General features: G+C 63.1%; 12 protein-coding genes. 2 read left to right on the top strand and 10 right to left on the bottom strand.

What is annotated here, in order from left to right:
• The 4 genes from BI344_RS20530 to BI344_RS20515 form a co-directional block, all read right to left on the bottom strand.
• A partial coding sequence (locus BI344_RS20530; RefSeq protein WP_139167091.1) for an aminotransferase class III-fold pyridoxal phosphate-dependent enzyme occupies positions 1-711 on the bottom strand: 711 nt, incomplete at its 3' end.
• Positions 698-2194 (bottom strand): hypothetical protein, encoded by a 1497-nt coding sequence (locus tag BI344_RS20525; protein WP_071114652.1) that lies wholly within the window; start codon positions 2192-2194, stop codon positions 698-700. The genes BI344_RS20525 and BI344_RS20530, both read right to left, overlap by 14 nt.
• A gap of 19 nt (positions 2195-2213) precedes the next feature.
• Positions 2214-3215, bottom strand: coding sequence for a hypothetical protein (locus BI344_RS20520; protein WP_071114651.1), 1002 nt, complete (start codon positions 3213-3215; stop codon positions 2214-2216).
• 15 nt (positions 3216-3230) lie between these two features.
• Positions 3231-4220, bottom strand: coding sequence for an iron-containing redox enzyme family protein (locus BI344_RS20515; RefSeq protein WP_206600447.1), 990 nt, complete (start codon positions 4218-4220; stop codon positions 3231-3233).
• A gap of 506 nt (positions 4221-4726) precedes the next feature.
• Between BI344_RS20515 and BI344_RS24160 the strand changes: the two genes are divergently transcribed.
• Both BI344_RS24160 and BI344_RS24490 read left to right on the top strand, forming a co-directional pair.
• The gene (locus BI344_RS24160; RefSeq protein ID WP_139167090.1) at positions 4727-5047 is read left to right on the top strand and encodes a hypothetical protein; all 321 of its coding nucleotides are present in this window, start codon (positions 4727-4729) and stop codon (positions 5045-5047) included.
• A 318-nt stretch (positions 5048-5365) separates the two neighbouring features.
• Positions 5366-5515, top strand: coding sequence for a hypothetical protein (locus BI344_RS24490; protein WP_158020750.1), 150 nt, complete (start codon positions 5366-5368; stop codon positions 5513-5515).
• Between the two features lie 280 nt (positions 5516-5795).
• Here BI344_RS24490 and vioE read toward each other — a convergent pair whose 3' ends face one another.
• The 6 genes from vioE to sph all read right to left on the bottom strand — a co-directional run bounded on the left by vioE (position 5796) and on the right by sph (position 14985).
• Positions 5796-6383 (bottom strand): violacein biosynthesis enzyme VioE, encoded by a 588-nt coding sequence (gene vioE / locus BI344_RS20505; RefSeq protein WP_071114648.1) that lies wholly within the window; start codon positions 6381-6383, stop codon positions 5796-5798.
• A 10-nt stretch (positions 6384-6393) separates the two neighbouring features.
• The gene (gene vioD / locus BI344_RS20500) at positions 6394-7518 is read right to left on the bottom strand and encodes a flavin-dependent violacein biosynthesis monooxygenase VioD (protein ID WP_071114647.1); all 1125 of its coding nucleotides are present in this window, start codon (positions 7516-7518) and stop codon (positions 6394-6396) included.
• Positions 7518-8807, bottom strand: coding sequence for an NADP-dependent violacein biosynthesis oxygenase VioC (gene vioC, locus BI344_RS20495; RefSeq protein ID WP_071114646.1), 1290 nt, complete (start codon positions 8805-8807; stop codon positions 7518-7520). Before vioC ends, vioD begins: the two co-directional genes overlap by 1 nt.
• 1 nt (position 8808) lies before the next feature.
• Complete coding sequence (vioB, locus tag BI344_RS20490; protein ID WP_071114645.1) at positions 8809-11802, bottom strand: iminophenyl-pyruvate dimer synthase VioB; 2994 nt, start codon at positions 11800-11802, stop codon at positions 8809-8811.
• A 50-nt stretch (positions 11803-11852) separates the two neighbouring features.
• On the bottom strand, positions 11853-13109 hold the full coding sequence (vioA, locus tag BI344_RS20485; RefSeq protein WP_071114644.1) for a flavin-dependent violacein biosynthesis tryptophan-2 monooxygenase VioA: 1257 nt from the start codon (positions 13107-13109) through the stop codon (positions 11853-11855).
• Between the two features lie 343 nt (positions 13110-13452).
• Entirely contained in the window at positions 13453-14985 is a 1533-nt protein-coding gene (gene sph, locus BI344_RS20475) for a sphingomyelin phosphodiesterase (RefSeq protein ID WP_071114642.1), read from the bottom strand.
• Positions 14986-15194 lie beyond the last annotated feature (209 nt).

Here is a 15194-nt window from a genome sequence, read left to right as displayed (position 1 = left end):
AGCGAACCAGGCGCCGCAACGCCCCAAGCCGGACTGCACTTCGTCATAGATCAACCAGGCGCCATGCTGGCGGCACAATGCCGCCAGCCGGTGCAAGGCATCGCCGCTCCAGGCGCGCGCGCCGGCGGTGCCCTGCACCGGTTCCAACAATACCGCCGCCACGTCGTTCGCCGCGAGCGCCCCCTCCAGAGCGACCAAGTCGCCCCACGGCAGCCGAAGACAATCAGCGTCCGCCGGCAGGCCCTGGCGCCAGAAGCCACTGCCGGCCAGCTGGGTGGCGGCCAGCGTCAGACCATGGAATCCACCGTCAAAGCCGATCGCCCGCGCGCGGCCGCCGGCCATCCGCGCCAGTTTGAGCGCGCCCTCCACCGCCTCCGCGCCGCTGCTGGCGAACAAGGCCTTGCCGCCCGGCAGGCCCGCCAGCCCCAGCAAGGGCTCCGCCAGAGCACCGGCGGCTTCGGACCAGCCCAGCGGATGCAGATTGGGCGCAGGATCCCGCAGGTCTTGCGCCAGCCGCGTCAACAGCTCGGGCGGGTTATGGCCGATCGCCGCCGCGCCGTAGCCGGCGACAAAGTCCAGCAGGCGGCGGCCATCGTCCAGGCACAGCCAGCAACCATCGGCGGCCAGCGACTGCGCGTCCAGCCCGCACTGGCGCAAAACCTCCAGCCAGGCCGGATTGACGCAGGCCTCGTAAGCGTCAATCCCGGTCATGCAGCGCCACGTAGCTGTCCAGCGAGCACATGGTCAACCGGGTTTGCGCGCCGTAGAAGTCGGCCACCTGATCCATCGCCCGCAGGTTCAGCTCCAGCAGATAGGCCAGATTGCCCAGCGCCCAGCGCTGGGTTTGCGGCGACAGCACCGATATCTCGCGGAAGAACAACCGCGACAAGGCGGCGTGGTTCAGTTCCAGATTGAGATCGTCGTGGCGCTTGGCCACGCGCTGGTAATCGGCGCGGTCCTCCACCAGCGACTCCAGCCGCTGGTGGACCGGATTGTCCATGCCCGGCATGCCCTCGGTCACCATGATGGAGCTGAGATAGCCTATCGGATCGTAGCGGCCCAGCACGGTAAAGGCATCGACATAGGCCTGGAACAAGGGCAGCGGCAACGCCTGATCCAGCCACGACGACGGCACGCCCAGCGCCTCGCAGGTGGCCCGCTCAAACGCCTCGTGGCCCAGTTCCTCCTGAAAATAGCGGTACACCCGCTGCTTGAGCGGCGTGCGCAGACGCTTGGTCATCAGCGGCGCGATGATCTCGACGAAACGCTGGGTGACGTGATACTGCTCGACAAACAGTCCCTGCACCAGCGGACTGAAGCTGGCGCCATCTGCGTTCACCCGCTGCACGTAGCGGGACTCGCCCAGTTGCGACAGGCTCTCCAGCGCGAACTGCTCGGCGCGGCGCATGAAATTGACGCCGCTGTCCGGATCGGTCACTGCCAGCCGACCCGACAACCGGCGTCGCGCCTGCGGCAGCGGCGCCAGCAGCAGCAGATCCACCAGACACAACAGGTAAGCCTCGATATGCGCCGGGCAATAAAATCCCATGCTGTCCGGCCTGTCCGCCTGCGGCAGCCGGGCGACTCTGCGGCCGGCAAGGCCCGACGCATCGGCAAAGCCGTTCAACACCCGCCGCCACAGCCCGATCATCTGCGGCATATTGTCAGCCAGATACAGTTTTTGCAGATAGAAGGTTTGCAGCGCGAAATTGTCGCTCCACTCCGGCTCGCCGATGCCGTCCACCGCGAAGGCGTCCGCCTGCGGCGGTGGCTCGTCCAGCAAGTTCAGCATGATCAGCGTCACAGGCGCGTAGAGGCTGCGGTGCGCCGCGGTGGCCTCCAGCAGCCGCTCCACACAGCGCTGCGCCAGCGCTTCCAGCTCCAGGCGCCGCCGCTCCAGCGCGGAATGGTCGGCCGGCGCGTCGCGGATCAACGACAACTCGTCCAGTTGCCGCGCCAGCGACAGCTGCCAGGGCTGGGCCGAGCCTTGGTGGATGTCGAACCAGATCTCAGCGCCGGGATTGGCCATCGCCAGCACGCTGTCCAGCACGCGGCCGCCGTCCACCCCGGTGAAATTGATCTCGTACTCGCTGGCATCGGCGGCCAGCACCACGGTCTGGCCATCCTCGGCCAGATGCGCGCTGAACGGCACCAGATGCGGCATGCGGTAGTGACTGATCTGCCAGGCTTCCATGTCCCGCCTCCTCGGTTTTCTACAGGTACAGGCGCGGTATCGCGGCGTCGTCGCGGCTGTAGTAGTCGATGATCTCCTCGTCCTGCAGCGCCATGGTCTCGATGGTCAGCACCAGGTTCTTCTCCACCACCAGTTGCTCCTCGCGGCCGATGGCCGAGATGTCCTCCAGCAGCTCGCCGGTGATGTCGTCGTGCCCCAGCGTGTCATTGATGTGGGCGTGGCGCAGCAACGGCTCCCAGAACGGCTTGGACAGACCTGCGCTCTCGCAGCAGCGCACCAGCGCCTGGTTGAACTGATCGCCGGGCATCTCGAACAGGAACAGCACGCTCTTGAACGACAGCAGGTGCTGGCGGGCGAACACCCCCAGCGCCGAACACAACGCGAAAGTGGAAGGCAGCGGTTGCATGTAGTCGAGGCCGGCCACCTCCATGTCCACGCTGGCCAGGCTTTCCGCCAGCATCTGGTCGTGGTCCAGCTCGGACATCAGGAAACGCTGCAGCGAGCGCTGGTTCTGCCGGCTGTCGGCATGCGACAGCGCGGAGGCGATCAAGCCCGGCGCGGCGCGCACCAGGCAGTAGTATTCCAGCGCGTAGCCGATCAGCACGTTGCGCGGCGCGGCGCCGTCGGCCAGCATGCCGTACAGCCGCGAGCGGCTGCGCTTGCGCATGGTGCGCTGGGCCAGGTTGCGCAGGCGGGAGTTGAACTCCAGGCCGGAGATGGCGTCGGCCGGCAGCTCGAACCGCCCCTCGGTCACCAGGCCCAGCCGGTCCAGTTCCTCCAGCAGCCCAGGCAGGCTGGCGGCCATGGCAGGATGGGAGGCGCTCAGCTCCGGCAGGCTGGCCGGCGCGCGCTGCAGATCGTCGAGCAGCGCCAACAGCTCGCGCCGGCCCTCGTCCGCTACGGACAGGTCGCAGGACTGGTCGCGGTACAGCAGCGCGATACCGTCTTCCTGCTCCTGGATTTCCACCCCGGCGCGCAAGGCCGGACAGTGGAACAAGTCGTGGACACCGGGAGCATGCATGGCTTCCGTCCTCGCTCAGTAATCTTCGATGCGGCGCAGCAGCGGCCCGTCGCCGGAGTAGTGCCGCCACACCGCGCTGTAGAAAGCGTCGTACAGCTCGACAAACAGATGGGTCTGCGCGTGCATGCGGCGCACCGTCTTCAGGTCCACCACATCGATCTGCGAGAAGATCTGCCGGGTGAGACTGCCGTGCTCGCCCTTGAGGTTGATGTCGGAATGCGCCTTGACCGGCCGCAGGAAGGCAGGGTCCAACCCCAGACGGTAAGCGGCGTCGAGGAAGGAGTCCTGGCGGATATCCTTGCCCTCCAGGATGCCCAGCGTGGTGAAGAAGAACAGCGGGTCGTTGTGCGACCAGTAGGCCAGCGCGTTGCACAACGCCATGGTCTGCGGCAGCGGCACGGCGCGCGCCAGGTCTTCCCGGCTGATGCCGATGCGGTTCAGCGCCTGCAGCAAGAGTTCGTCGTGGCCGTACTCCTCGGCGAAGAAGGCGTTCATCGCCAGCCTTACTCTGGTATTGGGCACGTAGGACAGCACCGGCGCGTCGAAATAGCTTTCGCGGAACAGGAAATGGTAGTTTTCTATCACCATGCCATGAAACACTTTTTCCGGGATATCGCCGGGTTGGCTGGCATTCTGGCAGTTCACCCAGAACGCATTGCGGTACAAGGTCTGGTACAGCAGATGGTTGGACAGGTCCTCGATTTCCAGCAGGGTTTCCATGCCGGTCTTGCCGGCGGCGGGGGCAACCGACCGGATCACGCCGTAATCCTCCAGGCTGGCCAGCAGATGCCGGATGCTGTCCGCCGACTGGCGCGGCAACGCGTCCTGCACCTCCGCCTGGCTGCAGCCTTGGACCAGCCGCGACACCAGCTCCGCCACTTCCGCCGCGCTAGCCTGTCCGGCGGAGATTTCCAGCTCCTCGTCGCCAGCGGTCTTCACCACCAGCGGCGACTTCGAGATCACCGCGCCGTTCAGACAATAGCGCGCTTCCGGATGATAGATCACGTCATCTTCTCCCCAGAGCTGCCGACCGCCGGTTGGGCCGGCGGCGCGGCATCCGATAGGCCAGGGGGATAAGGTCCTAAACGGCCCCCCGGCCGCACCGGCTTACAGGTGAACCGGCACCAGGACCGGACGCGGGTTGCGGGGTTTGACCACCACCACCGCCTCTTGCATGCTGGTTTGCATTTGGCTCTCCTTTAGCTTGCGAAAAAAACGGCGCCTGGTTATGGCGCCTTCTTATCTTATCCCTGACAATCCCCGCCAGTAACACCAAACAACTGACATAAATAACTGTTTTTAAATGTATTTTTCAAAAATCAGGCTGCTAACCTAGGCAAGTCCACTCCCTCCGGTTCGCCCCGGCAACACTGCCGGTTGCCCGCCCTCTGCCAAGCGGATGGTACGACCCTCCCCGCTCGGCGGCCCAACAACCTGCCGTTCTCTACCACCCACCCGCGCTTGACATCATTTCCCGCCCATCTATAACCAGCACAGACGATTTATTCCAAATGAGCGATAATGGCAAGCAAAAATACATAAATGGCATATATGTCGCATCCAGAACAACACCTGCCGGTATCGGCCGACTTTCATGCCAAGAAAAATACAGCATTGCTTCGACACCTTCCTGGAAGATAAAGATGAACCTGTTGCAACGCGCAGCCGCGCCGATCAAACAAACTCAAGAACACCTAGGGCCGCTGGCCGAGCTGGCCGGTGCCTGGGTGAGCCACGGTTACAATATGATTGCGGTGCCCGACCACCAGAACAAGCAGATCTTCCGCCTGATCGTCAACGCCACCAAGCAAACGCCGACCTTCACCCCATAGGCGGCCCGGTTACCAACCGCGGCTCGAGGCAAAACGACATCAACATCTTCGGCCTCGCCTACCTGCAACAGGTCAGCGACGCCGCCACTGACGAAGGCATACACATCGAACCCGGCATCTGACTGAACGTGTCCGCCACCAGCGACCCCAAAGCCCCGCCCACCATCGTGCGCCAATCCACCATCCCGCACGGCGACTCATTGCTGGCCCAAGGCGCTAGCTCCTGTGAAAGCCGAACGCCCAATATCGAGCCAGTCAGCCCCCTGCCCACGCGGGTGAACGGCAAGTTTCCAGCCGGCTTCAGCATGGCGGGCGCTGGTGGAAACGCTCAAGCACCAGCAGCAACTGGAGCTGAACGTGGTCAACACCACCAACCTGCCGGTCAGCACCCGAAACGCAGGCGGCATCGCCAACATTACCTTTGTCTTGCAAAACGCCAACGCCGTCGAAATGGACGCTATCTTCTGAATTGAAACCATGCAACGCCCGGACGGCAGCTCATTCCTGCAGCTGCAATACACCCAGACCGTGCTGCTGGTATTCGACGAAGTCGTCTGGCCGCATGTTTCCATCGCCACGCTGAGCAAGCGCCAAGCGCGCACATCACTACGCGCGGGAGGCGCAACCGTGCTGGACAGCGGCGACATCCGACACATGCGGCAGCGGATGCCGTCATGGCCGGCCAGAATGAAAAAGGGATGGCGCGAACTTGCGCCATCCCTTGCGCCACCCGGCTGGCGCTCAGTCCTCAGCCATCGTTGGCGGCAAAAATCCCGGCCGGGATCTCCGCGGTGCTCAAATTGGGAAAATCCCGCACCGAGGCATGCTGCCTGTCGTCGCCGGTGACCATCCGCAACAGCAGGCCGGTGCCCGCCTGAAAATACAGCGTGGACGGCCCCTTGTCCGGCCTTTGATATGTCCAGGCGTCGGCCTCCTGTCCCAACACCATGTGCCGACCGACATATTGCGCATCGTGCGTCAGCAACACGTCGCGTGGCAGGAACAACTGTGGAAATGGCCCGGCCTCGTCATCCAGCGGGATATCGCACAGCACCGTGCCGAACGCCATCGCCTCGCGTCCATAGGCCACTTTCTGCTTGCGGGTGCGGCCGCTGGCGGCGTTGCCGGTTTCCGACATCCACAGCCGGTAGCCGGTGTCCTCCTCCGACCAGGGATTGAACAGGCCGTCGATGCGGCAGATATTGCGGCGGTAATCAAACCAGCAGTAGCCGGAGCTGAGCTGGTCCTCCGGCTGCATCGGCGACCAGTAGGATACGTAGGCGCTGCTCCATTGCTGCGGCAGCAGCGGCAGCGCGGACGGCGGGATCTGCGTCATGGCGGCGTCCTCAGCGGTCGAGCGCGTAGCCGAGATTGCGCGCCAACGCCTCCGGCAGCGGCGGCAACGCCTTGCGGCGGGCGTCGAAGCTCTGCATGAACTCGGCATTGCTCAGATGCATGCGGCCGTCCACGGTTTCGAACCAGTCGCGGCTGCTGTTGGCGTGCTCGCTGAAAAGCTTCACCAGCGGCATCGCGCGCGCGTCGAAGCTGGCCAGCGCCGCGGCCACACTGGATTCGGCACACAGCGCTTTCACCAGCAGTTGCGCCACCACCACCGCCATGGTGGTACCGTGGCCGATGGAGAAATGACCGGACTGCAGCGCGTCGCCGATCAGCACCAGCTTGCCGTCGTAGGACCGGTCGTGGCTCAGCGTCATGAAGTTGCGCCAACCCAGACCCGGCTGCGCCACCAGGCCGTGGCCATTCAACTCGGCCTTGAATACGCCGGCGATGTATTCCGCCGCCGCCTCCTCGGACATCTCCCCCAGCCGCGCGCGGGCAAAGGTTTCCTCGCTGCACTCCACCACGAAGGTGCTCATCCGGCTGGAGTACTTGTAGGCGTGGGCGATGAAGATATCCTTGCCGTGAGTGCGGAACACCAGATTCATCTGGTCGAACAGCTGGCTGGTGCCGTACCAGATGTACTTGTTGCTGCCGTATGCCAGCTGCGGCGCCAGCGCCTCGGTGAAGTGCGAGGTCTTGTGATTGATGCCGTTGGCCGCCACGATCAGGTCGTAGTCGTCCAGCGGCAGCTGCTCCTCTGACAGCAGCGGCGATTCATAGCGGATGTCTATGCCCAGCGACTGGCAGCGGGCGCGCAGCGCCTGCACCAGGCCGCGCCGCTCCACGCCGCACAGCAGCACGCCGGTGCTCATCAGGTTGGGCTCGTTATGGTGGACCAGCTTGAAATCTTCCACAAACTGCGGGTCCAGCGTTTCCGGCCGCTCCAGATAGGACAGCGGATTGGCCGGATGCTGGCCCGGTTTGCCTGGCAGCACCACGCCCCAGCCCGCCACCTCTTGCGGATCGTTCTTTTCCACGATGCTGATCCGCCAGTCAGGCTTCGCCAGCTTCAATTGGCTGGCGAACATCAAACCCGCCGGTCCGGCGCCGATAACCAGTATTTTCTTCATCAGTTGACCCTTCCCAATTTGTACCAGACGTTCTGTTTCTTCTGGATGCTTTGCAATTTGTCGTACGGCTCGGAGGTGAAATACAGCTTCTGCGCCATGTCCGGCGGATAGAACTCGGGAAATTTCTGGTGCATGTAGCGGGTGTAGCGGGCACGCAGAAAGAAGATGGGATTGGAACAGCTGAGCACGTCGTAGTTGGCGCGCGCCATGTCCTGCATCGCATCGGCCTGCACCTTACGCTGCACGGTGAACGCCTCGAAGGCCAGTTCCAGATCGTGGCCATGCTGATCCAGCAGGGTGACGAAGGCGTGGGCGTCTTCCAGCGCCATATTCATGCCCTGCCCCAGGAAGGGCGCGGTGGCGTGCGCGGCGTCGCCCAGCAGCAGCACATTGCCCTTGTAGTTGAAGGTGCTGGAGCGGACGTTGATCAGATCGTTGCTGGGCTTGGTCAGGAACTGCTCCAGCATTTCCTCCCGCACCACGTCGGACAGGCTGCCGAAGTAGCGCTGGAAAAACGCCTTCATCACCTGGCGGTCCTGGGTGGCCAGGCTGGGGCTGCCGGTATACGGCAGGCAGACCGCGATGCTAACGCTGCCGTCCGGAATGGTGGCCGCGCGGCCGGCGAACAGACCGCCGGAATCCATGCCGAAGAAATACAGCAGGTCCTTGCGGTAGCCCAGAGCCTGCGCATCGGGCAACACCAGCGTCTTGTAGCCGTGGCGGAAAAAGGTCTGCTGGAACGCGAAGCGGCGCATGCCGCTCTGCATCGCCTGCCGCACCGCCGAGTGCGCGCCATCGGCGCCTATGATCATGTCGCCGTTCAAACGCTGCAGATCGCCGTCCTTGCCCTGGATCAGCACCGACTTTCCGTCCAGATCGACATCCAGGCACTTGTGCTCGAAATGGTAGCGGACGCCGTTCTGGTTGGCGTGCCGGTTCAGCAGCCGCTGGAAAGCGGCGCGGTTCAGCGACAGCGGATACAGATCCTCCAGCGGCTTCAGCTCGCGGATGCGGAACTTGCCCCCCACTGAAAAGGCCATGCCGACAATCGGCTCGCCGCACTGGTCCAGTTCCGCGCGCGGAATGCCGGCGGCCAGCACCGCCTTGATTCCCCGCACCGTCATGCTGACGCCTATCGCGCGCGAGCTGACCACGTCCACATAGGAGGACAGATCCTGCAATGGATCGCCCCTCTTCTCCACCACGTGCACCTCATATCCTCTGCGCGCCAGGTAGATGGCGGTCAAACCGCCCGCCAAGCCCCCTCCCACAATTATCGCTTTCTGCATTTCAGGCCTCTCTTGTAAGCTTTCCACAAGCCAAATCCATCAAGTGCTGATAATAGAAGTCCAGCAGTTCGCGCTGCGGAACCGCCACCCAGTCCGCCTCCAGGCCGGCCGTGTAGTCGATCAGCGCCCGACAGCGCTTGGCCAGCATCTGGCAACCCAGGCTGTAATCGTCAAACACCCGGCATTCGAAAGACCGCGGAACCGGCGGCGCGGCGTTCCTGCCCGGAACACCGGACGGCATGTTCATCAATGCCGTGGACAGCGGACGCAACAGGCCGGTCATCATGTCTATCGCCGCGTTCATCAACCGGGAACGCCTGAGGCTACCCAACGGCCTCACCGCGAAATGCTGCGCCATCATCGCCTGCATCAGTTCGTAGCCACTCTGATACAGCTTCATCACTGCGCGGGCCCTGGCGTCCGTCACCAGATTGCCTCCCGCCACCGCCTCCAGCACTGGGTTTTTCAATACCGGCAAGGCCGGCTCGAAAGGCACCGGCTGCGCCATCAGCCGGCCGGCAAGGCTGCGCAGGCGCTGGAAGTGCGAATGCTCGAAATGCGGCGAGTCCACCGCGCCGCCCTCCCCCTGTTCGGTGACGAAACGGATGGCGAACAGCGCGCTGTCGCGGTCGGACACCTCCAGCTGATAAGCGGGAAACGCGCGGTTGGTCAGTTCATTGAGAAACAGATGGTGCTCGCCGCCCTGCTTGCCGCCGGCATCGCCGAACAGGCCGGGCAACTCCTCCAACGCCTGCAGAATCGACGCGTAGAAAGCGGAGATGGACTTGGCCGGCGCCGGGATGAAGCCCGGCCATTCCAGCTTGATGAAGCGCGCCAGCACATATTCGGAAAACGGTTCGAAGGACAGCTCGGTGTCCAGTCCGAAGGCCTGCTGCGCCTGCTGGCCGAACAGAGCCTCTCCGGGATGGAAAGGCTCGCCCAGCGCCATCAGCAGATTGTTCACCAGCAGGTAGTGGATCATCTCCTCGTGCGCCACTTCCAGTATCGCGCCGCGGATGCCGCTGTCGCGCCGCCGCTCGCCGCCGCCGCAGGCCAGCTCCAACTGCGCCTGGCTCCACTGGCCGGCCTGCACCATATCCTGCCCCTGCGCGTAATTGGGAATGGAATAGGCGGCGTAGACGTACTGCAGCATGATGGACAGTTCCAGATCCACCGCCTTTTTCAGCGCCGCCACCAACTGCGCCTTGTTCTCGATGCGAGCCGGCTGCTGCGGCGCCGGCGCCAGCAAGCGGGTGGCGCCCTCCACATTGGCCAGGTATTTCAGAAACAGTCCGGCCTTGGGCCGGGACAGCTCCCGGGTGCTTGGCATGTAATAGCTTTTGTCGCGGTTTTGCGGATCGCACATCTGCCACATCAGCCGGGCATAGGTATCGCACTTGCAACGGTCGGCCAGGCTGAACACCTTGTCTGACATGAAGGGATAGATCAGTTCGTAGTACGCCATCACATTCCGGTACAGGAAGGCGTAATCCACCTGCTCCGCCGGCACCTCGTCCAGCTGCCAGTCGTCCGGCAGGACGCGCAGATTGATGGTCTGCGCGCCGTGGTCCAGCACGATGCGGGCGATGCCCGGCTGCTGTCCGGTCACCAGCCACTCCATGTCGCCGTCGCGCTGCCGCGTCTCCACGGAGGCCTGGCCGCCGCCGGTAATCTGAAAAGGAATCGCGGGCCGCGGCCGGTGCTCGCCGCGGTAATAGCTCTTGACCGTGATACGTTCGGGAAAGAAGCGCTGGCGGGCGCGGTCGGGCGCTTCCAGATACAAATTGTTGGCATCGGACTGCGATACCCAGTCCACTTCCTCCCAGCGCGCCATGGCGCTCTCCAGCGCCAGCGAGCCCGACGGCGCGCCAAGCAAAGGCACATCCAGAATGCCGTGATTGCGCCAGTAGTCCAGATACAGCGCCTGCGGCACCCTGGCCACGACTGTCCCCGCGCGGTCCTTCAGCAGCAGGTCGCCCAGGGGGAGCTTGCCGCCCAGCGCGTGGGTAGGCCGGCCGGGCGCGGGCCCCTCTTCCCGGGTGGTGAACGGAATAGCCGTGCACATATTGAGCGAAACCTGGCCAGCGTGGATTTTCAGCGTCAGCGGCCCCAGCCCCGGCGCGGCCGACTGCAGCAGGCGGCCGGCCGGATAGCTGGCCAGCTCCTTGCGGCGCCACAGGCCCGCCACCCCGACCAAATCGTGAAACACCGGCGAGTCCGGCTGCGGCGGCGTGGACATATTGAACAGCGCGTACTGGACGGTCAGCCCCAGCACATCTTCGTCCTCCAGCGCCTGCTGCATCTGCCGCAACGCCGCCGAATCCAGCCCCTGCAGATTGAACAGGAAATACGGGTCTTTCTTGGACAGGGAAAACTGGAACACCCGCGCCAGCGCGAATTCATCGTCCAGAAAATGGCCGGAACGCTCGCAGACATGCCCGCCCCTCACCCAGCGCGCGCCATGGGCCTGGGCGATATCGGCGGTGAACAGATGCGGCGCATGGGCGGTCGCGCCGCGCGGGGAGAGGGTCAATTGTCCGGCATAGATCTGCGTCGCGTCCGGCCGGGTGGGATCATTGTCCACCCAGCGCGCGCGGTTGAAGGTAGTGCGCAGATACTCGTTGTAGTGCCCCCACAGCGCCAGCCTGGCGCCGACCAGGCCGTCATGCTCATCATGGCCGCCGGCCGTCGGCTGGACATGGGTGACAACCGCGTTCTCCCAAGAGAAATGATTGTTGCCGCAGGCGTTGTAGCCGCTGGCCAGGCTGAACACGCCATCGTCGGCAGGCCTGCCTTCCCGGTCGAACCTGGGGCCGGATTGGTGCAGATGCCGATGGAACTCGGCAGGCGGCCGGGATAGATCGAATGGCCGGCCATCCATCAATACCGTATTGCTGGCCATATCGATATGGCCCTGGACATTGCGGTTGGCGGTCGGCGCGTTGACGCGCGCGAATCCCCTGAAATGCAGACGCGGAAAATCAAGAATGCTCATATTGCTCCCGGATGGATGGATTCAGTGCCTTGGGACAGCCCTCCCGCTACTCATCCGGCGATCCGCTGCAGCAAGATGCCGCTGGCCTCCCTGGCGCTGAGCAGTCCGCCCTCCATCCAGCCGCAATGCTCGGTATAGGCGTCGGAACAGGCGATGATGCCGTTGTCCCGGTGCAGCAAGGCCGCAGGGTGCTCGGCAGCCGCGTCCTGGCAAAATTCGACGCCGTGCGCCCAATATTTGTGGATGTGCTGGCTGGGCTGGGGAATCCTGTCCTTGGCGATGCCCAACGCGTCCGCCAGGTGGTGGCGGACCTGTTCTAGATACCCCTCCTCGCCATCGGCGACGCGGGCGCGCCAATAGCCGGCCATTTCGCTGTCGGTGTAGAAGAAAACGTATTTGTCGCTCTTGAAGTAAACCTTGCGCAACGGGTTGTCCACGATCAGCACCTGGTCTTCCAACCTGTAGTCCTTCCACCAGGCTTCGTCGTAAGCCAGAAAACCCTTGAACAAGGGCAAAGAGCCGTAGCGGGACGGACTCCACTCCTCGGGGAAGTTGAGGTTGAGCGTGGCCATCGCCGACGGCGGAATGGCCAGGATCAAATGCCGGGCGTGGTGGGTCAGTTGCCAGCCGTCCTCTCCCACCAGGCTCAGGCAATAGCCTTCGTCGTCGCGGCTGACCGAGAGCAGGCGGAATCCCAGGCTGAACTTGGCGCCGCCGGCCTTCACCTTGTCCTTCATCTGCGCGATCAGGCCGTTGAAGCCTTCCTCCGCGGAAAACCATTGATTGCCGTCGTTTTCGGTGAAGCTCTGGATTTCGGGATGCTTGCCGACGATGTCGTAGGCCATCTCGGCCGAGATATTGGGCAGGAACAACGCGTCGTAGCCCATGGACTTGATCATTCCGACAGCGGATTCCTTGCCTTGATAGCGGCTGACGAAATTGAGAAAAGATTCCTTACCGTGCTCTTTCAAACGGGGGGACAGCTCCCGCATCGCGTTCTTCAGCTTCTGCTGGGTATGGCTTTTGAATTTCAACTGGGTGAAGGGGTAGCTTTCGCTCTTCTGGCTGTAGCTTTGCATCATGCGCTGGAAATGCGGATGCAATTGCGGGGAATAGCGCCCGGCCCCCAGTTCGATCGCCGCTTTGCCATCCAGACTTCGCGAGCGGATGCGTCCTCCGGCCTCAGCCTGCATGTCGAAGATCCTGATGGACAGGCCGCGGCAGGCCGATGATTCCAGCAAATGCGTGGCACAGCTCAAGCCGCTGATTCCCGCGCCGACAATGCAAATATCCGAACGATGCTTCATCACGAAATCCCTCTATTCAATCTGCATGCCCGGACCGCGCAAGCGGCCGGGAAGATTCAAATCAGGTGGGTGGAGTGTCAAGCTATGGAATCGCCAGTCCTGCAGGATGAAAGCCGCGCCTTTTCCGCTATCGTTTTTCCTTTGCGGCAGGCCGCGCGCCTTATCCAGTCCTGAACAAAAAATACTAATTAAATGTAATTATTGAAAATTAAATTCATATGGAATTGAGAGACAATAGTCTAAAGAAAATTATTCCTCAAGAATATTGTCTGACAAAATGAGACAACCTGTTCTAAGTATCAGGCCCAGCATCAGGAAAATGAGACATGCCAGGCCCCTGCGCTCAACGCCGCTTGGCGTAGACCAATTGCGACTGCCAATCCAGGTACTGGCCCGCGCCGCCGATCCGTACGCGGAAGCGCTCGCCGTCGCCGATTGACGGCTGCCAGAGATAGAGCTGGTCGGCATGGCCGCCGCCGCTCCAGGCGGTGAGATAGTAGTCGGCCGCCCGCGCCCAGTCCTTCAGCGACACCACGTCGCCATCCTGCAGGCAGCCGTCCGGTCGGCTCTGGTTGACCAGCCTGAGTTCCGGCGAATGATTCAGCGGCCCTTGCGCGGTGTAATAGGCGTACTGGTTGCCGCCCACTGTGCCCCACCAGTTCCAGAACCAGCCCGGACGGTCGGCGCGCTCCAGCCGCACGTACTCGCCGGAGCGCACGCAGCCGTTGTCGCGCATCGAGAAATTATTGGACAGGTTGAATTGCGCCTGTGGCCCCGCCGCAGCGGCGCGGGTTTTCAACCAGCCGTCGTTGCTGTCGGCGCTTTGCACGTAGCGGCCGTTGGCTAGGTTTTGCAGGCTGATCTGGCGGTAACTTCCGGCAGGGGCGGTCAATGAATGGGTGGGCGTGGCCGCGTCGGCCCAGGCGAAGGCCTGGACCGGATAGTGGTCGCTGAAATCGGTGTAGGCATAGGTCTGCTTCGCTACCGCCGACTGCGCCGTCCATTGCGGCGACGGCGCGTCCAGCGCCAGGTTGTGCCACATCGCCGGCTGGCGGTGCCCCTTCAGCAGCAGGATGTAGTCGATGTATTCCGGCGCATCGCCGCTGCGCGCGCCGTAGCGCTCCAGCGCAATGCCGTTGTTGCGGGTATCGAAGCTGTCCGGCATGCCGACATAGCGCGGCTCGTTCACTTGCAGGATGTTCAGCAGCGCCTGGTATTCGGCGGTTTTATGCCGGTCGGTGTTCATGTCGCCGGCGATGATCACCGGCTCTTCCGGCGGCAGCTGGCGCGCCTGGATCCAGGCCGCCATCTCGCGCAGCTGGCCCTGGCGCACCGCGATGTCGGCATGGTTGCGGCAGCCGCCGTCCTCCGACTGCAGGTGGGTGCCGATCACGTGGTAGAACTGGCCGCCCACATTGATCTTGGCGTAGGCGAAGCCCTTCAGCGCCTGACCGTCCCAGCTGCAACCCGGCGTGCGGTACAGGTACTGGCGCTGCTCCACTATCGGCCAGCGGCTAAGAATGCCGACGCCGCCATCTTCCGGCCTCATGGCGTCCCAACCTTCGGTCGAGTCCCAGCCCTGCTGGGTGCGGCCGATCACCGGCGTCTGGTAGGGAAAGCGCGGCTTCAGCCGCTGGTACAGATGTTCCGAGGCAACATTGTCTTGCAGCTCCTGAAACACCACCACGTCCTGGTGCTGCAGGATGGGCGACGCCGCCATCAATTCCACCCGCCGCATCTGGCCATAGTTGGGATACAAGGCCTGCGGCAGCAGCATCGCGTTCCAGGTGGTGAGTTTCAGATCGTCGGGATAGGCGGCATGGCTGGCCGCGGGCAGGGCCAGAGACACGCACAGCAGAAAACGCCAGGCTTTCATTGGACATCCTTAGCGAGATGGGTGGGAAAGCGGATCAGGCTGGGCCATGCGTTTTTCATTTTGGTTAATTATTTAAAAATTAACATGCCAAAAGAATTAAAAAGCGAATTGTTATCAAAAGCCGGATAGTCAATCCAGTCCAGCCAGGATTATCAAAACGGAAATGCGCAATACACTCCCCCGATGCAGCGGGCTCCTGCCGCACGGGG

The organism is Chromobacterium sphagni (genome assembly GCF_001855555.1).
Classification (GTDB): domain Bacteria; phylum Pseudomonadota; class Gammaproteobacteria; order Burkholderiales; family Chromobacteriaceae; genus Chromobacterium; species Chromobacterium sphagni.
This window is presented reverse-complemented; position numbering and strand designations above follow the sequence as displayed.